Annotated in this window: 6 protein-coding genes; 2 read left to right on the top strand and 4 right to left on the bottom strand. The window is 69.1% G+C overall.

Annotation, left to right across the window (positions count from 1 at the left end):
- Nucleotides 1-321, top strand: a 321-nt coding sequence (locus tag IE278_RS41870) for a hypothetical protein (protein WP_213089750.1), incomplete at its 5' end; no start/stop codon positions are given.
- 195 nt (nt 322-516) lie between these two features.
- On the opposite strand, the gene IE278_RS28890 is transcribed toward IE278_RS41870, so the two are convergent.
- Nucleotides 517-1,524: a stage II sporulation protein M gene (locus IE278_RS28890; RefSeq protein ID WP_189776187.1), complete on the bottom strand. Its 1,008-nt coding sequence runs from the start codon at nt 1,522-1,524 to the stop codon at nt 517-519.
- Between the two features lie 127 nt (nt 1,525-1,651).
- On the opposite strand from IE278_RS28890, the gene IE278_RS28885 reads away from it, so the two are divergent.
- A complete protein-coding gene (locus IE278_RS28885) occupies nt 1,652-2,767 on the top strand; it encodes an RDD family protein (RefSeq protein ID WP_189776186.1) in 1,116 nt (371 codons plus the stop codon).
- Between the two features lie 65 nt (nt 2,768-2,832).
- Here the strand turns inward: IE278_RS28885 and IE278_RS28880 are convergent, their stop codons facing one another.
- The 3 genes from IE278_RS28880 to IE278_RS28870 all read right to left on the bottom strand — a co-directional run bounded on the left by IE278_RS28880 (nt 2,833) and on the right by IE278_RS28870 (nt 6,401).
- On the bottom strand, nt 2,833-3,477 hold the full coding sequence (locus IE278_RS28880; RefSeq protein ID WP_189776185.1) for a hypothetical protein: 645 nt from the start codon (nt 3,475-3,477) through the stop codon (nt 2,833-2,835).
- Between the two features lie 82 nt (nt 3,478-3,559).
- On the bottom strand, nt 3,560-5,017 hold the full coding sequence (ahcY, locus tag IE278_RS28875; RefSeq protein ID WP_189776184.1) for an adenosylhomocysteinase: 1,458 nt from the start codon (nt 5,015-5,017) through the stop codon (nt 3,560-3,562).
- A 406-nt stretch (nt 5,018-5,423) separates the two neighbouring features.
- Nucleotides 5,424-6,401, bottom strand: coding sequence for a cation diffusion facilitator family transporter (locus tag IE278_RS28870; RefSeq protein ID WP_189776183.1), 978 nt, complete (start codon nt 6,399-6,401; stop codon nt 5,424-5,426).
- Between the last annotated feature and the right edge of the window lie 42 nt (nt 6,402-6,443).

The raw sequence follows: 6,443 nt of genomic DNA, 5'->3' as shown, positions 1-6,443 counted from the left end.
TACCGTGCTTGCGCCCGGCAGGACTTTTTCAAAGGAACCTCCACCCACCACGATGTGGTGGATGGGGTATCAACATATCTGGCGTTGATTTTTGGCACGCTGTTGAGTTCTCAAGGAACGGACGCTTCCTTTGTACTCACCCTCTCGGGCTTTCCTCCGGGCGCTTCCCTTCGTGCTTCCAACCTTACCAGATCCGTTTTCCGTTCCGTTTCCGGTCGGAATTCATTTCCAGTGGCCAGTTGGAAGGCCTTTGCCTATTTGATTGCCTTGCGGCTCTCTTTCGGCGAGTCCGACTTTATCAGAAGTTTTCGACCGGCCTGACCGGCCGCTCAATTTCCGAATTATCGGGAGGTGCTCCACCGAAATTGATTTCCAGGGAGCTGACAGATGCTAACTGCCACCGCCGAGCTTGTCCAGCTCTAGGCAACTGTTCGAATCTACCTCCCCACACGTCCCGTGTCAACGGTTTTTGTGGGGCGAAGAGGAGACTAGCAGCCTGATCGGGGTGCCTGCACATCAGGCCGCGGTCGGTACCGCGGCGCTGCGCTCGGCTTCCTCCACGTCGCCCGTCTCTCCGGCCCGCACGGCTCGGCCGCCCAGGACGTAGACGTAGGCGAGGAAGAGCAGTTCGGCGGCTATGCCTATGCCGATGCGGGCCCAGGTCGGGAGGCCGGAGGGGGTGACGAAGCCTTCGATGGCGCCGGAGACGAAGAGGACCAGGGCGAGGCCTATCGCCATGCCCAGGGCGGCACGGCCTTCCTCCGCGAAGGCCGCTCGACGGGTGCGGGGGCCCGGGTCGATGACCGTCCAGCCGAGGCGCAGCCCGGTGCCGGCCGCCACGAAGACGGCGGTCAGCTCCAGGAGGCCGTGCGGGAGTATCAGGCCGAGGAAGGTGTCCAGGCGGCCCGCCGAGGACATCAGCCCGATGCCGACCCCCACGTTGAGCATGTTCTGGAAGAGGATCCAGACGACCGGCAGGCACAAGAAGGCACCGAGTACCAGGCACATCGCGGCCGCCTGGGCGTTGTTCGTCCATACCTGGGCGGCGAAGGACGCCGCCGGGTGGCTGGAGTAGTACGTCTCGTACTGGCCGCCGGGGCGTGTGAGCTCCCGTAGCTCGGCGGGCGCCGCGATCGAGGACTGGACCTCGGGGTGGGTGCCGATCCACCACCCCAGGAGGACCGCCAGCGCGGTGGACAGGAGCGCGGTCGGGACCCACCAGTGGCGTGCCCTGTAGACCGCCGCGGGGAAGCCCTGGGTGAGGAAGCGGGTGACGTCTCGCCAGGAGGCGCGGCGGGTGCCTGTCACGGCACTGCGCGCGCGGGCCACCAGTTGACTCAGGCGGCCGGTGAGCTGGGGGTCCGGGGCGCTGGACTGGATCAGGGAGAGATGGGTCGCCGTGCGCTGGTAGAGGGCGACGAGTTCGTCGGCCTCCGCTCCGGTGAGACGGCGCCGGCGTCGGAGGAGTGCGTCGAGCCGGTCCCACTCCGCCCGGTGGGCGGACACGAAGACATCGAGGTCCATCGGGTTGGCTGCTCCTCGGCTGCTCGTCTTGTGCTCGTCGTGTGGTCAGCTTGTCGCACTGCGGCGTGATCTGCCTCAGCTTGGCAGACTGGCTGTTCTCAAGGCAGTTCGGGGAAGGACGGCGGGCGTGAGTGAGCTTGTGACGGGCGAGGCGGTGGCGCTGGAACTGCGCCCCGCGAAGCTGCCGAGCCGGGCACTGGCCGTGGTGCTCGACCTGGTGGTGTCGGTGACCGCCTATGTGGTCGTGATGATCGCCCTGGCCGTGTCCACGGCCGCGCTCGACGAGGCGGCGCAGATGGCCGTGGCGATCGCCGCGTTCCTTCTTCTGCTGGTGGGCGGGCCGATCGCCGTCGAGACGCTCAGCCATGGGCGTTCTCTGGGGAAGATGGCGTGCGGGCTGCGCGTGGTGCGGGACGACGGCGGGCCCATCCGGTTCCGGCACGCGCTGGTGCGTGGAGCGGTCGGTGTGGTCGAGATCCTGATGACGTTCGGGGTCGTGGCGTGCATCGCCTCGCTCGTGTCGGCGCGGGGGCGGCGGCTCGGTGATGTGTTCGCCGGAACCCTCGTCGTGCGGGAACGGATTCCCACCGGACGTACGCCCTTTCTCCCTCCTCCGCCGCCCTGGCTGTCGGGGCGGTTCTCCGGACTTGACCTGTCCGGGGTTCCGGACGCGCTGTGGCTGGCCGTCCGGCAGTACCTGACGCGGATGCAGCAGCTGGACCCGCAGGTCGGGTGGGCGATGGCGGAGCGGCTCGCGAACGATGTCGCCGAGCGCACCGGCACTCCGGCGCCTCCCGGTGTTCCGCCGGCGGCGTTCCTGGCGGCCGTGATGCAGGAACGGCAGGCGCGGGAGGCGCGGCGGGCGTTCGGCGGCGGAGCTGCCGGTGCCGGATCCGGCGACAGTCGGGGCGGATATCCGGGTGGGGGCGGTCCCGGCATGCCGTACGGCCCGGTGCAGCACCAGGCTCCGGTGTACGGCCCCGTCCCCTCCGGCCCCGTCCCCTCCGGCCCAGTCCTCTCCGGTCCCGTCCTCTCCGGTCCGGCGCCCGGACCGTTTCAGAGCCAGCCGGTTCAGGGTCAGGCGTTCCCGGCCCCTATGCCGGGGCCGTACCAGGCTCCCGTCCACCCGGTGGCTCCCCCGCCTGCGGCACCCCCGGTGGTCCCGGCGGATGCGCCGGTGCCTCCGGCCGTGCGGGAGACCGAGGCGGAGCGCCCCGCCACCGGGTTCGCCCCACCCGCCTGAGCACCGCACGGCCGATCCCGGCCTGCGCGCGGCGGCAGCACCGGCACAGGCACTGAACACCGGCGTCAGGTGAAGACCGACGGCGGTGATTCGAGGTCTTCGAGCTCGATGCCGGGGGCGGAGAGAACCACGTCGCCGGACAGGTGCACGGTGTGCTGTTCACCGGTGTCCAGAGCTGTGACCTGGTATTCCTCCACGGTCAGGGGGCCGTTGTCAGTGGCGTGTGCTTCTCTCGTGATCAGGGCCCAGGACTGGTCGAGGGTGCGCGGGGCGAGGACCGGGTCCGTGAAGGCGACGAGGCGTACGCGTGTGGCGGAGGCATCGGGGGTGAGGCGCAGCAGACGTGCGGTGGCGACGAGGAAGGCGGGGGACGAGCCGGTGAAGGCGTGGGCGCGGACATTGCCTTCGGTGGCGTGATCTCCGGTGGGGTCGGTGCGGACCCAGGTGACGCCGTCGAGGGCGGCGGCGCGGACCTGCCAGCCCGACGCGTGGAGTTCGAGGCGGATGGGGCGGCCGCGGTCGTCGAGGGCGAGGTCGACGGAACCGGCGGGGGTGCCTTGTCGTGCGGCTCCCTCGGGCCCCGTGCCGGTAGGGGTGGTCAGTTGGGAGACGTAGCGCCAGCCGGAGGGGCCGGGCGCGCAGTGGAACCGTTCTTCGGCGAGGGGGGTGTGGTCGTGCGGGTCATGGAGCGAATATCGGCCGCGGGGCATGGTGGCTCGGGTTCTCGATAGGGGGCAGGCCCCCGCCGGTGAGGACGGGGGCCTGCTGACAACCGTGGTGTGAGCGCTGGGCTCAGTAGCGGTAGTGGTCCGACTTGTACGGGCCCTCGACCTCGACGCCGATGTACGAGGCCTGCTCGGGGCGGAGCGTCGTGAGCTTCACGCCGAGCGCGTCCAGGTGGAGGCGGGCGACCTTCTCGTCGAGGTGCTTGGGCAGCACGTAGACGTCGGTCGGGTACTCCTCGGGCTTGGTGAACAGCTCGATCTGGGCCAGCGTCTGGTCCGCGAACGAGTTGGACATCACGAACGACGGGTGGCCGGTCGCGTTGCCCAGGTTCAGCAGGCGGCCCTCGGAGAGGACGATGAGCACCTTGCCGTCGGGGAACTTCCAGGTGTGGACCTGCGGCTTGACCTCGTCCTTGACGATGCCGGGGATCTGCGCGAGGCCGGCCATGTCGATCTCGTTGTCGAAGTGGCCGATGTTGCCCACGATCGCCTGGTGCTTCATCTTGGCCATGTCCGAGGCCATGATGATGTCCTTGTTGCCGGTCGTGGTGACGAAGATGTCGGCCTTGTCGACGACCTCGTCGAGGGTGGTGACCTGGTAGCCGTCCATCGCCGCCTGCAGTGCGCAGATCGGGTCGATCTCGGTGACGATCACGCGGGCGCCCTGACCGCGCAGGGACTCCGCGCAGCCCTTGCCCACGTCGCCGTAGCCGAAGACGACCGCGGTCTTGCCGCCGATGAGGACGTCGGTGGCGCGGTTGATGCCGTCGATCAGGGAGTGGCGGCAGCCGTACTTGTTGTCGAACTTCGACTTGGTGACGGCGTCGTTCACGTTGATCGCCGGGAACAGGAGGGTGCCCTCGCGCTGCATCTCGTACAGGCGGTGGACGCCGGTCGTGGTCTCCTCGGTCACGCCGCGGATCTCCGAGGCGAGCTGGGTCCACTTCTGCGAGCCGTTCGAGATGGTGCGGTTGAGGAGCTCCAGGACCACCCGGTGCTCTTCGTTCTCGGCGGTGTCGGCGGAGGGGACCTTGCCGTCCTTCTCGTACTGGACGCCGTTGTGGACGAGCATCGTGGCGTCGCCGCCGTCGTCCAGGATCATGTTCGGGCCGCCGGTGGGGGTGTTCGGCCAGGTCAGCGCCTGCTCCGTGCACCACCAGTACTCCTCCAGGGTCTCGCCCTTCCAGGCGAAGACCGGGATGCCCTGGGGGTTGTCCGGCGTGCCGTTCGGGCCGACCGCGATGGCGGCCGCCGCGTGGTCCTGGGTGGAGAAGATGTTGCAGGAGGCCCAGCGGACCTCGGCGCCCAGGGCGGCCAGGGTCTCGATGAGTACGGCGGTCTGCACGGTCATGTGCAGGGAGCCGGTGACGCGGGCGCCGGCGAGGGGCTGCGCCTCGGCGTACTCCCTGCGGATCGACATCAGGCCGGGCATCTCGTGCTCGGCGAGGGTGATCTCCTTGCGACCGAAGTCGGCCAGGGAAAGGTCGGCGACCTTGAAGTCCTGTCGGTTGGCGACAGTGGTCATGCGAGCTGCTCCTCGGGTTGGGGCGAGGTCGGTTTCGGCTGGTCTGCGCGGCGGCGGGCACGGTGTGCGCCCACGGGGCACACGAATGCCCGGTGCCTTGCGCAGCGCAGTCCGTCGGAGGCCCTCTCTCCCTCGGCCGGCCCGTGGGGCCGCCCGACCGCCATCAGCAGCGACGTCTGGCTCGGTTACGAATCTACACCGATCGGAGCAGTGGGCCCCAGTCCGCCTGCGAACAGATCAAGCGGATTTCGAGTGTCCGGCGCGTCGGGAGAGAGGTGGCAACCCCTGCGGATTCTGGCGCTGCTGTCGTGGAAGCCGGTGGACGCGGAGGGCTACGCGACTGGGGCCCGCCGAAGTGTTCGGCGGGCCCCAGTCGCGTACGGACAGGTCGGGCGTCGTGCGGGGGTCAGTGTTCGGTGGCCGGTGCCGGGCCGCCCGGCGAGGCCAGCGGGTCGGCGCCCTTCGCGGCCTCGGACTCGTTGTAGATGTCTGGTTCGAGGTAGATGACGCGGGCGATCGGGACGGCCTCGCGGATACGGGCCTCGGCGGCGTCGATGGCCGAGGCGACCTCGGCGGCCGTGTCGTCGTGCTCCACGGCGATCTTCGCGGCGACCAGCAGTTCCTCGGGGCCGAGGTGGAGCGTACGCATGTGGATGATGCCGGTGACCGTGTCGCCGTCGACGATCGCGGCCTCGATCTTGTGGACCGCCTCGATGCCGGCGGCCTCGCCCAGGAGCAGCGACTTGGTCTCGACGGCGAGGACGATCGCGATGACGATGAGCAGGACGCCGATGCAGAGGGTGCCGATGCCGTCCCAGACGCCGTCGCCGGTGGCCAGGGCCAGGCCCACGCCGCCGAGCGCGAGGATCAGACCGACCAGCGCGCCCAGGTCCTCCAGGAGGACGACGGGCAGCTCGGGCGCCTTGGCGTGCCGTACGAAGTCCTTCCAGGACTGCTTGCCGCGCGTGTGGTTGGACTCCTTGATGGCCGTCCGGAAGGAGAAGGTCTCGGCGATGATCGCGAAGACGAGAACGCCCACCGGCCAGTACCAGTGCTCGATCTCGTGCGGGTGCTTGATCTTCTCGTAGCCCTCGTAGATCGCGAACATGCCGCCGACCGAGAAGAGGACGATCGAGACGAGGAAGGCGTAGATGTAGCGCTCGCGGCCGTAGCCGAAGGGGTGTTGCGGGGTCGCCTCGCGCTTGGCCTTCTTGCCGCCGAGGAGCAGCAGTCCCTGGTTGCCGGAGTCGGCGAGCGAGTGCACGGACTCGGCGAGCATCGACGACGATCCACTGAAGAGGAACGCCACGAACTTCGCTACCGCGATCGCGAGGTTGGCGGCGAGTGCCGCCACGATCGCCTTGGTGCCGCCTGACGCGCTCATGTGTTCCCGATGTCCCTTCGTCTGCCGCTCGTCTGCCACTCG

This window comes from Streptomyces tauricus, from assembly GCF_014650955.1.
In the GTDB taxonomy this organism is placed as follows: Bacteria; Actinomycetota; Actinomycetes; order Streptomycetales; family Streptomycetaceae; genus Streptomyces; species Streptomyces tauricus.
Note: the sequence above shows the minus strand (reverse complement) of the source record. Positions and strands in the feature narration are given on the sequence as shown.